The organism is Beggiatoa leptomitoformis, from assembly GCF_001305575.3.
Taxonomy (GTDB): domain Bacteria; phylum Pseudomonadota; class Gammaproteobacteria; order Beggiatoales; family Beggiatoaceae; genus Beggiatoa; species Beggiatoa leptomitoformis.
Window position 1 is genome coordinate 4,186,278 of record NZ_CP012373.2, and the last position, 18,870, is coordinate 4,205,147.

Annotated in this window: 14 protein-coding genes and 1 tRNA gene; 6 read left to right on the top strand and 9 right to left on the bottom strand. The window is 40.2% G+C overall.

The genetic code is table 11. The annotated features are described in order from the left end of the window. Positions 1 to 64 precede the first annotated feature (64 nt). The 5 genes from AL038_RS17825 to AL038_RS17845 all read right to left on the bottom strand — a co-directional run bounded on the left by AL038_RS17825 (position 65) and on the right by AL038_RS17845 (position 5,673). Positions 65 to 385, bottom strand: a complete 321-nt coding sequence (locus tag AL038_RS17825; protein WP_062155157.1) for a hypothetical protein — start codon at positions 383 to 385, stop codon at positions 65 to 67. Between the two features lie 56 nt (positions 386 to 441). After that, positions 442 to 1,026, bottom strand: coding sequence for a hypothetical protein (locus AL038_RS17830; protein ID WP_062155159.1), 585 nt, complete (start codon positions 1,024 to 1,026; stop codon positions 442 to 444). Between the two features lie 99 nt (positions 1,027 to 1,125). Continuing rightward, positions 1,126 to 2,316 carry an O-succinylhomoserine sulfhydrylase gene (locus AL038_RS17835; protein ID WP_062155162.1) on the bottom strand — a complete coding sequence of 397 codons (1,191 nt, stop codon included), beginning with the start codon at positions 2,314 to 2,316 and terminating at the stop codon, positions 1,126 to 1,128. A gap of 114 nt (positions 2,317 to 2,430) precedes the next feature. After that, the gene (locus AL038_RS17840; protein WP_062155164.1) at positions 2,431 to 3,090 is read right to left on the bottom strand and encodes a riboflavin synthase; all 660 of its coding nucleotides are present in this window, start codon (positions 3,088 to 3,090) and stop codon (positions 2,431 to 2,433) included. Positions 3,091 to 3,234: 144 nt separating this feature from the next. Continuing rightward, on the bottom strand, positions 3,235 to 5,673 hold the full coding sequence (locus AL038_RS17845; RefSeq protein WP_062155166.1) for a glycogen/starch/alpha-glucan phosphorylase: 2,439 nt from the start codon (positions 5,671 to 5,673) through the stop codon (positions 3,235 to 3,237). Between the two features lie 714 nt (positions 5,674 to 6,387). Here AL038_RS17845 and AL038_RS18990 point away from each other — a divergent pair. From AL038_RS18990 to AL038_RS17860, 3 genes are all read left to right on the top strand, one after another. Then, entirely contained in the window at positions 6,388 to 6,732 is a 345-nt protein-coding gene (locus AL038_RS18990) for a cold-shock protein (protein ID WP_414635097.1), read from the top strand. A gap of 601 nt (positions 6,733 to 7,333) precedes the next feature. Beyond that, a complete protein-coding gene (locus AL038_RS17855) occupies positions 7,334 to 7,696 on the top strand; it encodes a hypothetical protein (protein WP_062155168.1) in 363 nt (120 codons plus the stop codon). Between the two features lie 4 nt (positions 7,697 to 7,700). Continuing rightward, complete coding sequence (locus AL038_RS17860) at positions 7,701 to 11,144, top strand: tetratricopeptide repeat protein (RefSeq protein ID WP_062155170.1); 3,444 nt, start codon at positions 7,701 to 7,703, stop codon at positions 11,142 to 11,144. Between the two features lie 300 nt (positions 11,145 to 11,444). Here AL038_RS17860 and aceA read toward each other — a convergent pair whose 3' ends face one another. Next, positions 11,445 to 12,725 carry an isocitrate lyase gene (gene aceA, locus AL038_RS17865; RefSeq protein ID WP_062155172.1) on the bottom strand — a complete coding sequence of 427 codons (1,281 nt, stop codon included), beginning with the start codon at positions 12,723 to 12,725 and terminating at the stop codon, positions 11,445 to 11,447. 16 nt (positions 12,726 to 12,741) lie between these two features. Continuing rightward, positions 12,742 to 14,349 (bottom strand): malate synthase A, encoded by a 1,608-nt coding sequence (gene aceB / locus AL038_RS17870; protein ID WP_062155173.1) that lies wholly within the window; start codon positions 14,347 to 14,349, stop codon positions 12,742 to 12,744. Between the two features lie 200 nt (positions 14,350 to 14,549). Between aceB and AL038_RS17875 the strand changes: the two genes are divergently transcribed. Together AL038_RS17875 and AL038_RS17880 are read left to right on the top strand one after the other, a co-directional pair. After that, positions 14,550 to 15,293, top strand: a complete 744-nt coding sequence (locus tag AL038_RS17875) for a DUF8196 domain-containing protein (RefSeq protein WP_062155175.1) — start codon at positions 14,550 to 14,552, stop codon at positions 15,291 to 15,293. 66 nt (positions 15,294 to 15,359) lie between these two features. After that, positions 15,360 to 16,280, top strand: coding sequence for a LysR family transcriptional regulator (locus tag AL038_RS17880; protein ID WP_062155177.1), 921 nt, complete (start codon positions 15,360 to 15,362; stop codon positions 16,278 to 16,280). A gap of 76 nt (positions 16,281 to 16,356) precedes the next feature. Here AL038_RS17880 and AL038_RS17885 read toward each other — a convergent pair. Together AL038_RS17885 and truD are read right to left on the bottom strand one after the other, a co-directional pair. After that, positions 16,357 to 16,431 (bottom strand) — tRNA-Thr (locus AL038_RS17885). A 121-nt stretch (positions 16,432 to 16,552) separates the two neighbouring features. Further along, positions 16,553 to 17,605 carry a tRNA pseudouridine(13) synthase TruD gene (truD, locus tag AL038_RS17890; RefSeq protein ID WP_062155179.1) on the bottom strand — a complete coding sequence of 351 codons (1,053 nt, stop codon included), beginning with the start codon at positions 17,603 to 17,605 and terminating at the stop codon, positions 16,553 to 16,555. Between the two features lie 24 nt (positions 17,606 to 17,629). Between truD and AL038_RS17895 the strand changes: the two genes are divergently transcribed. Next, positions 17,630 to 18,700 (top strand): AI-2E family transporter, encoded by a 1,071-nt coding sequence (locus tag AL038_RS17895; RefSeq protein ID WP_062155181.1) that lies wholly within the window; start codon positions 17,630 to 17,632, stop codon positions 18,698 to 18,700. Positions 18,701 to 18,870: the final 170 nt, after the last annotated feature.

The following is an 18,870-nucleotide window of genomic DNA, read 5'->3' on the forward strand; positions in this document are numbered from 1 at the left end:
AGAGGGCAGTTATACAACACTGCCCCTTTTACTAACCGCATCTTAACCAATCAAGCAACCGTGTTTATTGCTGTGCTTTTTTGTCTTCCATCTCATGTGCAGGTTTAGATTTCTTCGTGCTTACTTTATGGATGGATTTCTTGTCAACACCGCTATGTTTGAGTGATGTGTTAGTACCCGTTTTGGACTTCTTATTGTGTACTTTGTGATGGACAACCTTTTTATTGCTATCCGCTTTTGTCTTCTCATGCGCCATCTTGTGAATAGGTTTTGCTTCCGTTTTCATCGTTACAGACGGCTGTGCAGAGGCAGGTTCTTCTGCAAAAGTGGTTGCACCATAACCTAATCCGATAAGGAATGCTACTGCTAAATACTTGCTTTTCATGGTATTAAACTCTGTATTGAAAAATTAAAAGGGAAGATTAGATACAAAATTCAAACTTACTTTTTATCGCCTTCAGCTTTCATCTTCTCATGATCCATTTCATGAGCAGGCTTCTTGTCGCCGTCAGCCTTCATCTTCTCGTCCATCTTATGAGCAGGCTTCTTGTCGCCGTCAGCCTTCATCTTCTCATCCATCTTATGAGCAGGCTTCTTGTCGCCGTCAGCCTTCATCTTCTCGTCCATCTTATGAGCAGGCTTCTTGTCGCCGTCAGCCTTCATCTTCTCGTCCATCTTATGAGCAGGTTTTTTGTCGCCGTCAGCCTTCATCTTCTCGTCCATCTTATGAGCAGGCTTCTTGTCACCTTCAGCCTTCATCTTCTCATCCATCTTATGAGCAGGCTTCTTGTCGCCGTCAGCCATCATCTTCTCATGATCCATCTTATGAGCAGGCTTCTTGTCACCGTCAGCCATCATCTTCTCATGATCCATAGCAGGCTTCTTGTCGCCGTCAGCCATCATCTTCTCATGATCCATTTCATGAGCAGGTTTGTCCTGTTCTTTTGTGGTGGGTTCTTCCGCAATAGCGGTTACGCCATAACCTAAACCCATCATTAACGCCATTGCTAAATATTTGCTTTTCATTAGCTTATACTCTGTATAAAAAGTTAAAAAGGGAATTGGGCACAAAAATCAATTTTGCTTTTTACTGTGAGATGTTTACCTCCCATTTACATTATCCGTTTATGTTGTCTTACCCAGCCCTCGTGCTAAATCTGTTTGAATATCAGTAATATCTTCTAAGCCAACCGAAACACGCAATAACCCTTCTGTAATATTTGCCGCTTCTCGCTGAACAGGGCTAATACGCCCATGTGTCGTGCTAGCAGGATGGGTAATGGTGGTTTTGGTATCGCCTAAATTAGCCGTAATAGAAATAAGGCGTGTATTATCAATAATACGCCAAGCAACTTCGCGTCCGCCTTTCACTTCAAAAGAAACCAGTCCCCCAAAACCACTTTGTTGCCGTTTTGCAAGTTCATGTTGTGGATGAGAGGCTAAACCGGGGTAATACACTTTATTAACGGATGGTTGTGTTTCTAACCATTGTGCGAGTGCTAGACCATTCGCGCTATGGGCTTTCATACGAAGCGTTAAGGTTTCTAGCCCTTTTAAAAATACCCAAGCATTAAAAGGACTTAAACTTGCTCCGCTAGAACGTAATACGCTATAAATATCACCGCCCAATAGTGATTCTGCGCCAACAATTGCGCCCCCTAGACAACGCCCTTGCCCGTCTAAATATTTGGTTGCTGAGTGAATAACGATATCTGCCCCCCATTTCAGGGGTTGTTGTAATGCGGGGCTACAAAAGCAGTTATCAACCACTAACAAAGCATTATGCGCATGAACAAGGTCTGCCATCTGGCGCAAATCCACAATTTCAGTGAGTGGATTAGAAGGGGTTTCTAAAAAACATAAACGGGTTTGTGGCGTGAAAGCAGTTTCCCATGCAGCGCGGTCATTTAATTCAACAAATGTAGTTTGAATCCCAAAGCGGGATAAAATTTTGTCAAAAAGGGTAACAGATGACCCAAAAATACTGCGTGAAGCAAGAATATGGTCGCCTGTTTTCAGTAAGCCTAAACAGGTCGTTAGAATTGCCGCCATGCCAGAACTGGTCGCAATACAACGTTCTCCACCTTCTAATGCGGCAAGACGTTTTTCAAAAGTGCGAACGGTTGGGTTAGTAAAACGAGAATAAACATTACCTTCTATTTGTCCCGAAAAGCGCGCGGCAGCTTCAGCAGCACTGTCAAAGACAAAACTAGAGGTTAAAAACAGGGCTTCGCTGTGTTCCCCTTCCGCCGTCCGCACTTGTCCTGCACGCACTGCGCGGGTATCTAACCCAAACTCTGACCAATCATCAATCATGTTAAAACATCTCTATTTATAAGGGATTATGTAATGGCTTTTGTGTATGAAATTGGGCATTACACAATATTTTTTATTAAAAAATTCAGTAAAAGCAGTTCTGAAACAGGCAATTTAAGACATAAATCCATGTTCGCGTAAAAAATTTTCACTGATATTACTCGCTTGTGGGTCAGCCGCTTTTTCCCCTAAGAGTAATCGTTCTAAATAACGCGCAATAACATCTACTTCTATGTTTATCGCCTGTCCAACTTGGAGTGTTTTCCACGTTGTCATTTGTGCCGTATGTGGAACAATATTCACTGTAAATTCAGCACCCACAACGCGATTAATCGTAAGGCTTATTCCATCCAAACAAACTGAGCCTTTTTCGGCAATATATTTTGCCAATTCCGCAGGGGCTTGAATATGAATGCGTAAAGAACGCCCATCGTTATAACACTGGTTGACAATGCCTACACCATCAACATGCCCTGCAACGATATGCCCGCCTAAAGGGGTCTGTGGTGTAAGGGCTTTTTCTAAGTTCACAGGACTACCAATGCGTAAATTACCCAAGGTAGTGCGCGATAAGGTTTCACCAGAAACATCCGCCCAAAAACCATCTGTTGTTAATACAACGGCTGTCAAACATACCCCATTAACCGCAATGCTATCGCCAATCTTGACATCACCCAATGGCAATGTGCCTGTCTGAATGTAAAACCGCGCATCTACCCCTGTTTTTTCTGTTTGGGCGATTTTGCCGACGGTTTGTATAATGCCTGTAAACATAAATGCGATATCTATATTAAAAGTAAATAATAAATGGGAAGAAAATCTCAATCAGTCACTAAGATTACTTTTCTTAGTTAAGGCGGTTTTGACTGAATGATTATGGTTATGTAGTGTGCTAACAAAATTTAAAGTGTGCGCATTTTATTTTTTTGCGGTTTCAATACCCCATACGGCTTGCGCATACTCTTTAATGGTACGGTCACTAGAAAATTTACCCATACGAGCAACGTTTAAAATAGCTTTTTTTGCCCAATAGGGCTTACTGCCAAAATCAGTTAAAACTTGCGCTTGGGTTTGAATATATGCGTCTAAATCCGCAAGGTGATAATAGCGGTCGTTAAACATAATCGCGTCAAAAATTGGCTTGAATAAGCCGCTTTCGCGCGGACAAAAACGGTCAGAATTAATAGCATCCATCACCCGTCGAATTAAAGGATTATGATGATAATAATCCCACGATTTATAAGTTCCTATTCGTTGCATTTTTTCAATATCTGCAACAGTTAATCCAAAAATATAAATATTCTCTGCCCCGACTTCTTCTCTAATTTCTACATTCGCCCCGTCTAGTGTGCCAATGGTTAGCGCGCCATTCATAGAAAACTTCATATTTCCCGTACCTGAAGCCTCCATACCAGCGGTAGAAATTTGTTCACTTAAATCCGCAGCAGGAATAATTTTTTCGGCGAGTGAAACTTTATAATCACGCATAAAAATAACACTTAACATGCCTTTTACACGCGGGTCATGATTGACAATATCTGCAATATTATTGATTAAATTAATAATCAGCTTCGCCATGAAATAACCGGGCGCGGCTTTACCTGCAAAAATATACACTTTGGGATGCGGTAACATCACACCATCTTCAACAATAGAGAGATATTGATGAATAATGTGCATGGCATTGAGCAATTGCCGTTTATACTCATGTAAGCGTTTAATTTGAATATCAAAAAGAGCATCAGGATTGAGAATAACACGAATTTCTTCAGCAATCAGCGTTGCAAGGCGTTGTTTATTTGCACGTTTAATGCGTAGAAAACAATCTTGAAACGCACTGTCTTCGCTAACGACTTCTAAAGCAGATAGTTGTGATAAATCGGTTATCCACTGTTCACCTATGGTTTCCGTTAACAGCGAAGCCAGTTGTGGATTTGCGTTTAAGAGCCATCGACGAGGCGTTACCCCATTGGTTTTATTATTAAATCGCTCTGGAAAAAATTCGTAAAAATCGGGAACAAGGTTTGTTTTGACCAATTCGGAATGAATCGCCGCTACACCGTTAATAGAATGACTCCCAATAATAGCTAAATTTGCCATACGCACTTGTTTATCATCGCCTTCCTCAATAATAGACATGCGTTGCAACCGTCCAATATCGCTAGGATATTGATTAGCAACTTGTTGGAGAAAACGATGATTAATTTCGTAAATAATTTGTAAATGACGCGGTAAAACATGTTCTAACAACGCAACTGACCATTTTTCTAGGGCTTCAGGCAATAATGTATGATTAGTATAACCACACATACTAACTGTCATTTCCCATGCTTTTTTCCAGCTAAAATCATATTCATCCGTCAATGTCCGCATTAATTCAGCAATGGCAAGTGCTGGGTGCGTGTCATTGAGTTGAAAGGCTACTTTATCAGCTAAATTGTTTAAATCTTGATACTTTTCACGATGAATGCGGATAACATCCCGAACGGCGCAGGCAACAAAAAAGTATTCTTGAATAAGGCGTAATTCTTTCCCAACCCGCACTTGGTCTGAGGGATACAATACTTTAGAGATGTTTTCGGAAGAGATTTTTTGCTCAACCGCTTTAATATAATCCCCTGAGTTAAATAAATTCATATCAAATTCATCAGAGGACATGGCTGAGTACAAACGTAAATAATTAACGGTATTGCCGTTATAACCAACAATTGGCATGTCATGTGGCACACCGACCAGTACTTTCCAATCTATCCATGTTGGCAACATTTTTCCAGCACGGTCACGGGTTTGCACAACACGCCCATAAAGGGGAATAAAACAAGCGTAATCACGTCGTTCAATTAACCAAGGGGTATCGCGAATTAACCAATGGTCAGGCTTTTCAACTTGTTTACCATCTATAATATCTTGTTTAAATAAGCCATATTCGTAGTTAATACCGTAACCATATCCCGGCATATCCAGCGTTGCCAGCGAATCCAAAAAACAAGCGGCTAAACGTCCTAAACCACCGTTACCTAATGCCGCATCAAGCTCTACTTCTAATAGCTCGTCAAAATCCATCCCCAAGGTTTGCACTGCTTGACGACAAATATCATAAATACCTAAGTTATATAAATTATTTGCTAAGGAACGCCCAACCAGAAATTCCATAGATAAGTAACACAAGCGTTTTGCATTTTGTTCGGCATAACGTTGTTCTGTTAGAAATAACTTATCTAACATTAGATTACGGGTTGCCAAGCCCACTGCCATAAATAAATCGTGTAAAGACGCTTGAGCAGGTTGTACACCTAACGAATAGCTCAAATGCTGACGAATCGCATCAATAAAAGCTTGTGTATCAGGTTTTGACATGGCTATAAACCATTAAAGTTAATAATTATTTTTGCTTTCGTTAATAACACGGTGTTTTGCAGTCGCAACGCATGGACTTATTCATTAAGAACACTGTGCAAATTTGTGTGTACTTCTATAAGAGATAACATATCAGAATCAGAATTTTCAGGATAATGAAATCCCGTTAATCTTGTAAACTCAGGCGAGTTTATCAACACGAAAAGCCCATTATTTGGTTTTTTTGAAATTAGTTTTATGGTTTAACGTATTAAAAAATAATGCTATAAAAGCACTTTACACCTGATTTCTATATTCTTCTCGCGTTTATCTTAATGAAATTTTATTAACCCTTTCTTTGCACCATTATATTTCACTAATACATCCCCTAACTCAATGCCTCTTTTCCACTTAATTCATAAACTGTCAAAATTATGACACCTTATGTCTATTACTAAATCAATACTGAATAATTCATGAAAAAGTTTATATTTTTTAATATAAAAATCAATTAATTAAACCTAAATAAATAGGCTGGCACATGAATTGCTGATATGGAAAATAACACAACTTTATTAGGTCATTTTCGTTAAGCAATAAGACAATTACCTAAATTACGTACTTCTTAATCTTAGGTTATGTTAGTAGCAGACCAAAATTGTATGTAACAACGCTCATGATTTATGTTTAAAAGCCTTGTTTTATTGCATATTTCTCATTAAGGGAGAAAGTAAAATGCAGAGAATACTTTATGTATTTGCCATTTTAGGGGTGCTGTTTATGCATATCGTATATGCTGAAGAGGCTATTTCCGCACCAACAGCAAATAACGCTACTAATGCAAACCCCGCCGTTGTCGAAAAAAAGTATTATGGAACAGTGAAATGGTTTGATAAACAAAGTGGTTTTGGCTTTATTACGCCAGATATTGGGGATGAAGAGGTGTTTGTTCATTTCAGCAACATCGTGCCGATAGAAGCAAATGGTCGTCGGTCTTTATCTCAAGGACAGCGGGTTGAATATGTTATGACGATGTTAAAAGACGAACAACATGTTGTACGTGTTACGCCTTTACCCTAAAAAGCTAATGACACAATGCTTTATTAGCACAAACACAACTTAGTAAACATCAAGTACTCACACTGTCTGAATATCGGCACTTTCCATAAAAACTAAATTGCATTGAAGTCCAACGTTGTCGTTGGACTTTTTCATTTTGTATGAGCAAAATTTTCAATCACAACTTAGTAAACATCAAGTACTCACACTGTCTGAATATCGGCACTTTCCATAAAAACTAAATTGCATTGAAGTCCAACGTTGTCGTTGGACTTTTTCATTCAGAATTCTATGATTGTGATGGATAACGCCACTTTTCATAAACGTAGCGACATGCAGCAGGCCATTTTAGACGCTTGGCATCTCTTGGAATATTTACCGCCTTCATTCGCCTGATTTAAATCCTATTGAGCATAAATGCAGGCTAAGATTCTCCGTAAACAACAATATTGTTCTATCGATAAGCTCTTTTTACTGAATTCTATTTAATCTTTTTATAGTACGGTTGCTATATCAAAGTGCTGAGAAACAATTTTAATCTTGGATTCAATAAAATAAATAACTTGTCTGTTTTTTTTATTGTATTATTATGATGACTTTTTTAAATTTAAGGAGTTATTTCATGCAATTGTATTTACTCAGTCACGACCCTGATTTTATCAATACTGTACAAACTGTTCTCCATCAACAACAACTACAAGAGGTTATTCATTGTGAAGCCTTACCCACCGTAGAATCAGAAGCACAACGTTGGATAGGTGCAGAATCTGTTGATTTAAGCGTTATTTTATTAACAACTGCGTTAAGTGCGGGTGGTGCAGGTACAATATTTTTTGCTAAATTGGCGCGGGTGTTAGAAATTTGGATTAATAGCAAAAAAGTAGAAGTTAAAATTAAAGAAGGTAATAAACTCACAGAACTATCAGGGTCAGCAGGGCATATTGAGCGTATTTTAAAAACAATGATGGATGCTAAACAGGAATAACCCAATGAAAAATATCCGTTTAGAAGTGTTCGAGCAAACCACTGATAATTATCAATTGCGTTTTTTCATTGACAATACGCCCACGCCTTACCAAACGCGGGCAGTCAGTGCGCAGGATTTACAGCAATTTATAAGCAATGCAAAACAGCATTATGAGGATGGGCTACAGTTACAGAATTTAGGCAAGGACTTATTTAATTGGCTAAATGGACAAGAAAGTACGCTACAAAATTTTCAACAAGAAACCATTTTACAAATTCCTAACACACACGGTTTACATCATCTCGCGTGGGAATTGTTGCATACAGAACAATATCTTTGCATGAATCTGCATAAGCCTTTTACGCCGTTGCGGTTAATTGGTAAAGAAAAACAAAATATTGAGCCTGCAAAGCGTCAATTGCGGGTGTTGTTTATGGCAAGTTCGCCTGAAGATGTAAAACCTGTTTTAGCGTTTGAAAAAGAAGAAGGCTTGATTTTAAAAGCCACTCAAAAATTGCCTTTAGAGTTAGTCGTTGAAGAAAGTGGTTCTTTAGCAGGTTTGCAAGAATGGCTGAATTACGATGATGAATCAATGCGTTTTGACGATGAATCAATGCGTTTTGATGTGGTGCATTTAACAGGTCATGCAAGTTTTAATCAGGGCAAACCCGTATTTGTGTTAGAGGATGATTTAGGAAAAGTACAGTTAGCAGAAGCGGATGAGATTGCCGAAGTTTTTAGTTATAAAGGACATTTTCCGCGTTTGTTGTTTTTATCGGGTTGTGAAACGGCGCAGAGTCATGATAATGCGTTGCCCAGTTTGTGCGAGGCATTAGTACAAGCGGGTGTGCCTGCGGTGTTGGGGTGGGCGAAGCCTGTTTATGATTTTATCGGGCTTTTTACCGCACAAAAATTATATGCGTATTTAGCCGATGGTCTGGATTTAGCGCGGGCAGTGGCGAAAACACGGCGGGATTTGTATGTGTATGAAATGGAGATACAACAGCGAACCCCTCATTATAAACCGCAATGGCATTTATTGCGGTTTTACAGCGATTACACACCGTTAAACGCCTTAGTGCTTAAGGGGCGAGCGCAAGCCAAGCGGGAAATTCGTCAGGAGTTTTTAGATAAAAATGCAAAAACGGAAGTGTGTCCGCGTGAGCTGTTTGTGGGCAGACGGCGATTATTACAAACCGCTTTGCGAATTTTACGCAGTCAACAGGGTGATGCGAATTATGCGGATGGCTTGATGTTGTTAGGCATGGGCGGGTTGGGAAAAAGTAGTTTAGCGTTACGGATTTGTCAGCGTTTAGCGGTGTTATTGCCCAAACGTTTTGTATGGATGGGGAAAATTGATGAAATCGCTTTGCGTGGCGTGTTTAGTGAAGAATTGCCTGAACATGCCAGCCTGATTAATGAAATTTTAAATCAGTCTCTTGCTTTAGATTTACGCCTAAAACAGTTATTTAACCAGTTTCCCGTATTACACAGTGCGCTATTTGTGTTTGATGACTTTGAGCAAAATTTTATCAAAAACAATCATCAACAGCTTGAAGCGGGCGCGTCTCAAATTATCACCGCTTTATTAAAAGCCATTCGTGAAACAGGCTCGCCCAGTCGAGTATTAATCACCTGTCGCTATGCGTTTTCGGTACAAAAGCCCTTACAACTCGCTGAATTAGCCTTAAATTCTTTTGAAGGGACAGAGCTACAGAAAAAACTGCAAGCCTTGCGTGAAAGCTATTTGACCGCTCAAGATACGCCCGCCGTCAGCAAAGCATTAGAACAGCAAGCCATAGACTTAGGCGCAGGCAATCCGCGTTTATTAGAATGGTTGTATAAGGTATTAGCGGATAAAAACATTGATAAAACGGCTTTATTTACACAGTTAGAAGCAAAGCAGGCAGAATTTAGAGAAAAGTTGTTATTACAAACCTTATTAAATTATCAATCTGCGGAAGTTCGCAATTTATTAGCCCGTATTGCCCTGTTTAATTTGCCCGTACCTATCGATATTTTTGCGCAAGCGTTTTCTCAGCCTGAATTAATCATGGTTTTACGCCCCGCATTGGTGTTGGGTTTGGTAGAGCATTATCAGGAAACCTTGTTTGTGTCGCGTTTGCTTGTGCCATTTCTTGCGCAAGAGTGCGAGCATTTGGAACAACCCGCTATTTATGCCAATGTTGCACAAGGGTTATATGCGAAATGGTGGGAAAGCGATTATCCCATTAATTTTGAAGAACATATAGAACTGGCTCGTATTGCGCAATTAGGGGCAGAGAAGACGATTTTTTCTAAAGTGGGCGGTTCATTAAGCACAAAACTGTTTGACATAGCACGTTATGATGAAGCAAAAACTTTGTTTGATGAACTCTTACCAATTCGCCAAGAAATCGGCGATAAACGTGGCGAAGGCACGACGCTCAACAATATTTCTCAAATATTTAGAGCCCGAGGCGACTACGAAACCGCCCTGCGCTACTTGCAACAGTCCTTAGCGATAAGACAAGAAATCGGCGATAAACGTGGCGAAGGCACGACGCTCAACAATATTTCTCAAATCTATGATGCCCGAGGCGACACCGAAACCGCCCTGCGCTACTTGCAACAGTCCTTAGCGATTCAACAAGAAATCGGCGATAAAAGTGGCGAAGGCACGACGCTCAACAATATGGCAACAACTGCTTATGCCCGAGGCGACTACGAAACCGCCCTGCGCTACTTGCAACAGTCCTTAGCGATTCAACAAGAAATCGGCGATAAAAGTGGCGAAGGCACGACGCTCAACAATATTTCTCAAATCTATGATGCCCGAGGCGACACCGAAACCGCCCTGCGCTACTTGCAACAGTCCTTAGCGATAAGACAAGAAATCGGCGATAAAAGTGGCGAAGGCACGACGCTCAACAATATTGGACAAATATTTAAAGCCCGAGGCGACTACGAAACCGCCCTGCGCTACTTGCAACAGTCCTTAGCGATTCAACAAGAAATCGGCGATAAAAGTGGCGAAGGCACAACGCTCAACAATATTTCTCAAATCTATGATGCCCGAGGCGACAACGAAACCGCCCTGCGCTACTTGCAACAGTCCTTAGCGATTCTACAAGAAATCGGCGATAAACGTGGCGAAGGCTCGACGCTCAACAATATGGCAACAACGGCTTATGCCCGAGGCGACTACGAAACCGCCCTGCGCTACTTGCAACAGTCCTTAGCGATAAGACAAGAAATCGGCGATGTGGCGGGCTTGTGTGCGACATTGTTTAATATGGGACATATTCATTTACAAAATAAAGAAATGCAGGAAGGAATCGCGAAGTTTGTAGAAGTGTATCGAATTGCTCATAAGATTGGTGAAGCACAAGCCTTGCAGGCGTTGGAGGAGTTGGCAAAGGATTTGGGAGAGGATGGCTTAAATTATTGGGCGCGGTTACTAAGTCAGGAATTATCTAGGTCTTAATTCATAGCGTTTCCTTAAATTTATTATTTGATTTATAGCTAACGCAACTTAAAAAGCAGCTTAATGTAGGGTGGAATAGCGTAGCGTATTCCACCATAAAACGCCAGAACTAGCTGAGTTTATGCAGAAAGTTTGCGCTGTTGTGGAATACGGCTTGCGCCTATTCCACCCTACAATAATCATTTTAAAGTGCGTTAGCTATAGCAAATTGCGCACACTCAGTTTTTTTAGTGAAAACATATAAAAAAAGCCCCTATCATTAAACTGATAGGGGCTTTTCTCATTTACCGACTTAAAAAATTAAGCGTGGGTAAATTGCTCTTCTTCCGTAGAGCCTTTTAATGCAGTGATAGAAGACACACCGCCTGTAATCACTTGAGTCACGTCGTCAAAGAAACCTGCACCAACTTCACGTTGATGTTTGGTCGCTGTGTAACCGCGTGTTTCAGCAGCAAATTCTTTTTCTTGCAATTCGACATAAGCGGTCATGCCAGAATCACGGTACTTGTCAGCTAAATCAAACATTGCGAAGTTCAATGTATGGAAACCTGCCAAGGTAATGAATTGGAATTTGTAACCCATTGCACCGAGTTCTTTTTGGAACTTAGCAATGGTTGCGTCGTCGAGGTGACGTTTCCAGTTAAATGAAGGAGAGCAGTTGTAAGCCAACATTTTGTTGGGGAACTCTTTCTTGATGGCTTCAGCAAATACACGTGCTTCATTTAAATCAGGTTTACCTGTTTCTAACCAAATGAGGTCAGAATAAGGTGCGTAGGCTAAGCCACGAGAAATCCCTTGTGCCATCCCTTGACGGGTTTGGTAGAAGCCTTCAACGGTACGATTGCCTGTGACAAACTCTTGGTCACGTGGGTCGATGTCGCTGGTGAGTAATGCCGCACCTAATGCGTCGGTACGGGCAATAATCACACTAGGCACGCCAGAAACGTCGGCAGCTAAACGTGCAGCAATTAATTTTTGCACGGCTTCTTGGGTGGGAACTAATACTTTACCGCCCATGTGACCGCATTTTTTAGCAGAGGCTAATTGGTCTTCCCAATGCACACCAGCCGCACCCGCTTCAATCATGCCTTTCATTAATTCGAATGCGTTTAATACGCCACCGAAACCAGCTTCGGCATCAGCAACGATAGGCACGTACCAGTCGATGGAGTCGTTGCCTTCGGCGTGGTGTAATTGGTCAGCACGTTGGAAAGCGTTATTGATACGGCGAACAACGGTAGGCACGCTGTCAACAGGGTATAAACTTTGGTCGGGATACATTTGTCCCGCACTGTTGGCATCACCCGCAACTTGCCAGCCACTTAAATAAATGGCCTTTAAGCCTGCTTTGGCTTGTTGCATGGCTTGGTTGCCTGTTAACGCACCCAACGCATTGACATAGGCTTCTGTGTTTAAGTATTTCCACAGTTTCTCAGCACCAACTTTAGCCAAGGTATGCTCGATTGGCATAGTACCGCGTAAACGAACTACTTCAGCAGCGGAATAACCACGGGTCACGCCTTTCCAACGGGGATTCTCAGCCCATTCTTTTTCAAGTGCTTTTGCATCTAAAAATGTCATATTATCCAGTCTCGATTTAAGGTAAATATTCGTAAGCGACCAAAGTCAAAAATTCTGCAAACGTCTCTTCTGTCACAATTTTCGCGAGTAATTCCGCAGCTAGCGCGTAATGACCAGCCTTTTGGCGCTGTTCACCCACTTGAGCACGGATAATATCGAGTTCCTCCTGTATCACTTGTTTCATCAACTCGGCGGTCACTTTGCGACCGTCATTTAAAATACCTTTCGGATAACGTACCCACTGCCACAACTGGGCGCGGGCGATTTCAGCGGTTGCTGCATCTTCCATTAAATTGTTGATAGGCACACAACCATTACCGCCTAACCATGCTTCCATGTATTGAAGTGCTGCGCTGACGTTGTTACGTAAGCCTTTTTCAGTGATATTCCCTGTCGGAACTTGGAGTAAATCTTGTGCAGTAACGTTGACTTCTTCACGCAGTTTATTCTTTTGATTGGCGTTAGGCATGTATTTGTTAAATACATCCATTGCAATCGGAACCAGTGCAGGATGTGCAACCCATGTGCCATCATGTCCATCACTTGCTTCCCGTTCTTTATCGGCTAACACTTTTGCAATGGCTGCATCATTAGCAGCGGGGTCATTCTTAATGGGAATTTGTGCCGCCATCCCGCCCATCGCATGTGCACCGCGACGGTGACAGGTTTTAATCAACAGTTGTGAGTAAGAACGTAAGAAGTGACTGGTCATGGTGACTTCGCTTCTATCAGGTAAGACAAATTCTGGATTTTTGCAGAATTTTTTGATGAAGCTGAATATATAGTCCCAACGACCACAATTTAACCCAACGCAATGATTACGCAATTCATACAGAATTTCGTCCATTTCGAAGGATGCTAAAATGGTTTCAATCAAAACAGTGGCTTTGATAGTGCCACGAGGTAAGCCGAGTTTATCTTGAGCGTAATCAAATACGTCATTCCATAAACGGGCTTCTAAATGACTTTCTAATTTAGGTAAATAGAAATAAGGTCCTGTACCTTTGCTTAAGGCACGTTTCGCATTGTGGAAGAAATACAACCCGAAATCAAAAAGTGAACCAGAAATAGGTTTACCTTCAAATAACACGTGTTTTTCTTCTAAATGCCAACCACGAGGACGCACTAATAGGGTCGCTATAGTGTCGTTTAATTGATACTGTTTGCCTTCTGGGCTGGTGTAGGAAATGGTCTTGTCTAAGGCATCACGTAGGTTAATGTGCCCTTCCAATAATCCTTCCCAAGTAGGGCTTTGTGCATCTTCAAAATCTGCCATGAACACTTTCGCGCCTGAGTTCAGTGCATTGATGACCATTTTGCGGTCAACAGGTCCTGTAATCTCGACGCGGCGGTCTTGTAAATCGGCGGGGGTTGCGCCAACTTGCCAATTACCATCGCGAATATGCTTAGTTTCAGGCAGGAAATCAGGCATAATGCCTGCTTCTAATTGTTTTTGCCGCTCAACCCGTTTTGCTAAAAGTGCTTCACGTCGTGCACCAAAGTGTTTTACTAAGTCTGCTACAAACGCGACTGCTTCTGCTGTTAATACAGAGGCAAACTCTGCTTTAATGGGAGCAGTGATTGTTAAATCAGGCGTATGCAGTGACACAGGTTGTGTTGACATCGTAATTTATCCCTCTGGACGTGTTTAGCTACGTTTGAGTAATGGGTCTATAATTAGAACTGATTTTTACGTTGCATTGCAACAATTGGTAAGCCAAATATTTTAATATATACTATTGTCTATGTTAATAGTAAATCGCTAAAAAATTATATCTATTTGACATAAAGTATAGCGACCAAGTATTTACAAGGAATTTTTCAATGTCTGATGCACAAGAAATCTGGGAATTATTTCGGGAAACCAGTCGACAGCTTCAAGAACTCCGTTATCAAACGCAAGAAACCGACCGTAAGTTTCAAGAAACTGACCGCAAATTTCTTGAAACCGACCGCAAATTTCTTGAAACAGCTCGTCGTTTTCAAGAAACAGACCGTAAGTTTCTTGAGACTGACCTTAAATTTCAAGAAACGGATCGTAAATTTCAAGAAACAGCGCATCGTTTTCAAGAAACAGAAAAGTTATTAAACACCTACGCACAAGCAGCAGAAAAACGTTCCCGTGAGTTAGATAAAAAAATCGGCTCATTAAGCAATCGGTTAGGAGAGTTTGTTGAAGGGTTAATTAAGCCTAATGTCGTTCCCTTGCTTCAAGCACGCGGTATTGATGTGCATGTCGTCAGTCGAGATGTAGAAGCAGATAATCCGCAATTAGGTCTTGCGATGCAAATTGATTTATTAGCTACCAATGGTGATTGTTGTGTATTAGTTGAAGTTAAAAGTCATTTAAGTCAGGATGATATTGATGAACATATAGCACGATTGGAAAAATTTAAACCGTTATTTCCCAAATACCAAGATAGCAAAGTTTTTGGCGCAGTTGCTGGCATGGTCATTCCTGATAATGTGGCAAAATATGCGTACCGCAAAGGTTTTTTTGTTATTACTCAAAAACATGATACAGCCGTAATGCTTAATGATACCCAATTCCAACCCAAAGCATGGTAGAAGGCTTGTTGATAAGCAATCTGTTATTTAATAACGCGCGATAATTTCAATAAAATAAGGTGTGTTATGTCAAACGAGCGTTTTTACTATAAACAAAATCGATTAAAACAATTGCGTGCTTTCTGTCATGCAGCTCAAACGGGCAGTATTTCTAAAGCCGCTGACCGTTTATTCTTAAGTCAACCCTCTGTTTCTTTACAAATAAAAGCCTTAGAGCGTGAGTTAGATATTTCACTATTTGAACGGCGTGGACCTTCTATTGAATTAACACCCGAAGGTAAAATTTTATATGAGTTGGCAACGCCTTTAGTTGAAGGTATTGATTCTTTAACAGAATCTTTTGCTGTCAGACGCGGAAATTTAGAGTCGGGTGAGCTGAATATTACAGCGGGTGAATCGACTATTTTATACATTTTGCCTGATGTAATGAAACGCTTTGCAAGTGCCTATCCCGGCATTCGTTTACGCTTGCATAATGTCACAGGGCGCGATGGTATGGCGTTGTTGCGGGCAAATGAGGTTGATTTCGCGGTTGGCTCGTTTTTAGATATACCCGATGATATTATGTATTTCCCGATTTATTACTATGATACTGTTTTAATTACACCAAAAAATCACCCACTTGCGCAAAAGCCTGATTTTCGGTTAGAAGACATCAGCCAATACGGTTTAATTTTACCCCCACGACATTTAAGCACATGGCGTATGGTAAAAATGGTTTTTCAACAACATAATTTGGATTACAAAGTAACCCTAGAAGCGGGTGGCTGGGAAGTCATTAAAAAATACGTGGCGTTGGGGTTAGGAATTTCGATTGTTACCAGCATTTGTTTAATGCCAGATGACCCTGTAGAAGTCTTATCATTAGAACAATATTTTCCTAAACGCAGTTATGGTGTAATTTTACGACGCGGTAAATTTTTATCCCCCGGTGCAAAACGCTTTATTGAAATGATGGATGCCGATTTCTTCAAGCGGGATTTATAAAAATAAACCAACATTTGTTCTAAACACGAATATTCTGGGAAAAATAGGTAGGTTTTTAAAAAGAGGGAATAAAAACTGGTGCCGATAGAGGGACTTGAACCCCCGACCTACTGATTACAAATCAGTTGCACTACCGCTGTGCTATATCGGCAATTTGACGACGTTTTGAAGTTGCGCAGTATATCAATCTTTTTTTTCGTTGTGAAGAGGAATTTATCTTATTCCAAATAAATTATATATTGTTTTTAAGTAAATTTTTATATCTCAATATATTACATAACATGGCGTGTAAACTCGGTCGTTTTCACCAACTCGCGTAAAACAGTGGTTGCATACGCACCTGCGGGCAGATGAAACGCCAATTGCAGTGAGGTTTCACTTAACCATGTCCATTGTAAATTTTCCACTATCAAGCGCAAGCTACGCCATTCAAGTTCTAAACCCTCACGAATTAAACCCTCACACCAGCCTTGATGAGCAGATAAAATTGTTTGCATCAACGCCAGTGCGTCTAAAGAGGCTAAATTTTCCCCTTTTCCCCATAATGGCGCGGCGGGGTGAATGTCAAAACAAGTAAGACGACGTTGAATTTCATCATCAATATTCGTAATTGGAAAAACTGAATGCGAGCCTGCTAACTGCATTACATCACCATTAATAGCCTGATTCCATGAGCCTTGTGTTACTCTTTCTGACAAAATACGATTGAATAAGAAAGACCGTGCCGCTGATAAATATAAACTTCGTTGATGACGGTCTTTTATAATGGCTTGTGCAACGAGAATCTGCTCGGCCGCTTGCAAATTATTATGATTGTGTCCAAAACGTTGTTCACCAAAATAATTGGGAACACCGTGTTGTGCAAGGTATGTCAAGCGTTGTTCTAAGGTAGCATGATTACCTGTAACATTTCGTAAACAAAGAATAAATTGATTATCACGCAACGCACCACGCCGTAGTTTACGGCTATGACGTGTTTGCTGTACAACTTGAATCGTATCACTATTTAATGTTTGCCAATCGGGAGCTATTTTACCCGCCAGTTGTATGCTAAACCATTGCGTTGTTACTGCATGACGGTCTTTTAAACCCGCATAACTAACTTCATGTGGTTTAACATTCGCAAACTGTGCTAGCTGTCGTGCTAACCAATCCGTATTGGTATCGCGCTTGCGAATTTGTAAAAAAACATGTTCCCCTGTTCCAGTTGGCTCAAAACTTAAGGTTTCTACTACCTGAAAATCTTCGGGATAAGTCCGTACATCAGCCGTTATGGTGGGCGCGCCTAAAATGTAGGCAAAATCTGGGAGTGTTATTGGTATCATTGTGTCGTTAAAAAAGGAAAAGTTATGCGTTTACAACCGATTGCTTTATGGTTATTTTTACTGGTGCTGTTTTTTTATTTGATTAAAGTTGGCGAATCAATTTTGATGCCTTTATTGATTGCAATCGCTATTTGGTATCTTATTGATGCTTTAGCGGATGGTTATCATTTATTACAATTTAGACAGTGGCAACTCCCTTTAACAGTATGCTTTTTTCTGTCTATTTTGACTTTTTTAGTATTTTTTTGGATATTTGTGCAATTAATTAGTAGTAATATTGATAAAGTTATTACAGTTTCACCTATTTACCAAGCAAATTTTGAAAAATTATTACTTCGTTTATTCGCCCTAGTGGGTGTGGAACAATTACCTAATCTTGCTAACTTTAAAGATAGTATCAATATTCCACAGCTTATTTCTACCTTGGCTATTTCGCTAACCAATTTAGCGGGTAATACGGGAATTATCTTATTATACGTTATTTTTCTTTTTTTAGAGGAAAAAACCTTCTACCAAAAGTTAAAAGTATTATTGTCCGCTGAGCCAGAACAGGAAAGTACCGTAGAACGGATTTTATGCCAAATAGATGAAGACATTAAAACTTATATTGGTGTAAAAACCTTGATGAGTATTCTGACAGCGGTCATCAGTTTTTTTATTATGTGGGGGGTTGGTGTTGATTTTGCCGCTTTCTGGGCTATTTTGATTTTTTTCCTGAATTTTATCCCTAATGTTGGCTCTATCATTGCGACCATATTTCCTTCTTTACTCGCCTTGGTACAGTTTGATACGTTTTATCCTTTTATCATTATTATTAGTTCATTAGGAACAACTCAGTTTCTAATTGGTAATTTTCTTGAGCCGAAAATGATGGGCAGTTCATTAAATTTAAGTCCGTTGGTTATTTTATTTTCCCTTGCTATTTGGGGGAGTTTATGGGGGGTGGTTGGAATGTTTTTATGCGTGCCTATTATGGTAATTGTAATGATTGTATTTACTTATTTTCCAAAAACCAGACCATTGGCTATTTTATTATCCGAAAATGGCTATATACGCATACGGCACAAAGAAAAAATTGCGGTAATGCCGAAGTAAGGATAAGTTATTTTCTTGAATAAAAGACGGTTTGAATCAAGATTCTCAAAACTAATAGCGTTATCAAAGAATTTTTACCCATTGATGTGAAGAATCCTGATTTAGACAATCATTAGTCTTTGTCCTTTTCTGTTTGGCACTATTTTTTTTAGATGGGAATCTTTTTCATC

What these genes read in the sequence shown, in the direction of transcription:
- AL038_RS18990 (WP_414635097.1), top strand. Translation starts at nt 6,388, where the DNA reads ATGCAGAGAATACTTTATGTATTTGCCATTTTAGGGGTGCTGTTTATG.
- AL038_RS17860 (WP_062155170.1), top strand. Translation starts at nt 7,701, where the DNA reads ATGAAAAATATCCGTTTAGAAGTGTTCGAGCAAACCACTGATAATTAT.
- AL038_RS17825 (WP_062155157.1), bottom strand. Translation starts at nt 385, where the DNA reads ATGAAAAGCAAGTATTTAGCAGTAGCATTCCTTATCGGATTAGGTTAT.
- AL038_RS17830 (WP_062155159.1), bottom strand. Translation starts at nt 1,026, where the DNA reads ATGAAAAGCAAATATTTAGCAATGGCGTTAATGATGGGTTTAGGTTAT.
- AL038_RS17880 (WP_062155177.1), top strand. Translation starts at nt 15,360, where the DNA reads ATGTCAAACGAGCGTTTTTACTATAAACAAAATCGATTAAAACAATTG.
- aceB (WP_062155173.1), bottom strand. Translation starts at nt 14,349, where the DNA reads ATGTCAACACAACCTGTGTCACTGCATACGCCTGATTTAACAATCACT.
- AL038_RS17835 (WP_062155162.1), bottom strand. Translation starts at nt 2,316, where the DNA reads ATGATTGATGATTGGTCAGAGTTTGGGTTAGATACCCGCGCAGTGCGT.
- AL038_RS17845 (WP_062155166.1), bottom strand. Translation starts at nt 5,673, where the DNA reads ATGTCAAAACCTGATACACAAGCTTTTATTGATGCGATTCGTCAGCAT.
- AL038_RS17855 (WP_062155168.1), top strand. Translation starts at nt 7,334, where the DNA reads ATGCAATTGTATTTACTCAGTCACGACCCTGATTTTATCAATACTGTA.
- aceA (WP_062155172.1), bottom strand. Translation starts at nt 12,725, where the DNA reads ATGACATTTTTAGATGCAAAAGCACTTGAAAAAGAATGGGCTGAGAAT.
- AL038_RS17895 (WP_062155181.1), top strand. Translation starts at nt 17,630, where the DNA reads ATGCGTTTACAACCGATTGCTTTATGGTTATTTTTACTGGTGCTGTTT.
- truD (WP_062155179.1), bottom strand. Translation starts at nt 17,605, where the DNA reads ATGATACCAATAACACTCCCAGATTTTGCCTACATTTTAGGCGCGCCC.
- AL038_RS17840 (WP_062155164.1), bottom strand. Translation starts at nt 3,090, where the DNA reads ATGTTTACAGGCATTATACAAACCGTCGGCAAAATCGCCCAAACAGAA.
- AL038_RS17875 (WP_062155175.1), top strand. Translation starts at nt 14,550, where the DNA reads ATGTCTGATGCACAAGAAATCTGGGAATTATTTCGGGAAACCAGTCGA.